Here is a 742-nt window from a genome sequence, read left to right as displayed (position 1 = left end):
ACGATCCCGGGGCTCAAGCTGCTCTTCGTCGGTCGCGGTCGTGAAGTGTCACGCCTGAACGGCATCAACGTCGACCGCGTGCGCGCCACATCCTTCGTCTTTGCCGGCCTCATCTCGGCCTTTGCCGGCGTGCTCTATGCCGGCATGACCGGCTCCGCCGATCCGCTGTCCGGCCTCAACCTTCTGCTGCCGGCCTTCGCCGCCGCCTTCCTGGGGGCCACGACCATCTCGCCCGGACGCTTCAATGCCTTTGGTGCCGTGATCAGCGTCTACTTCCTGGTCACGGGGATCACCGGGCTGACGATGCTGGGCGCTGATGCCTATGTGCAGAACCTTTTCTATGGCGGGGCGCTCGTGATCGCAGTGTCGTTGAGCCAGCTGGTCCGCAACCGTCAACCGCAGGATTTCAGCTGATGGATCTCCAGGACGTCATGAAGGCGCTCTCCCATGCCTATTGGGGACGGGCCGCCATTGATCCGGAGCTTCTGGCCATGGTCGGCGAGTTGCAAAGAGATTCCACCGCGATCGCTCCAATCGAGGAGGGCGCAATCGGCAGCCTCTTCAATGTCGAGCCGGCCGCCTTCGACCGGATCCTCCGGGCGGAGGCAGATCGATGAGCCTCGACGATCCCGGATCACTGAAGGAAGCGGCGACAGCCATCCGAGACCGACGCCTCAGCGCGCTGGAGCTGACGAAAGCTGCCATCGAGCGGGCAAAATCGAGCCACAGCAAGCTCAACGCC

At 63.7% G+C, this 742-nt stretch carries 2 protein-coding genes; both read left to right on the top strand.

Annotation, left to right across the window (positions count from 1 at the left end; all coding sequences use genetic code 11):
* Window positions 1-414, top strand: a 414-nt coding sequence (locus CXR03_RS18860) for an ABC transporter permease (RefSeq protein ID WP_368784665.1), incomplete at its 5' end; no start/stop codon positions are given.
* On the top strand, window positions 414-617 hold the full coding sequence (locus tag CXR03_RS18855; RefSeq protein ID WP_104105051.1) for a hypothetical protein: 204 nt from the start codon (window positions 414-416) through the stop codon (window positions 615-617). The genes CXR03_RS18860 and CXR03_RS18855, both read left to right, overlap by 1 nt.
* The last annotated feature ends 125 nt before the right edge of the window (window positions 618-742 follow it).

This window comes from Arthrobacter sp. 08Y14 (assembly GCF_002929455.1).
GTDB classification, from domain to species: domain Bacteria; phylum Actinomycetota; class Actinomycetes; order Actinomycetales; family Micrococcaceae; genus Arthrobacter_B; species Arthrobacter_B sunyaminii.
This window is presented reverse-complemented; position numbering and strand designations above follow the sequence as displayed.

Coding starts and splice junctions, on each gene's coding strand:
- CXR03_RS18855 (WP_104105051.1), top strand. CDS start 414: ATGGATCTCCAGGACGTCATGAAGGCGCTCTCCCATGCCTATTGGGGA.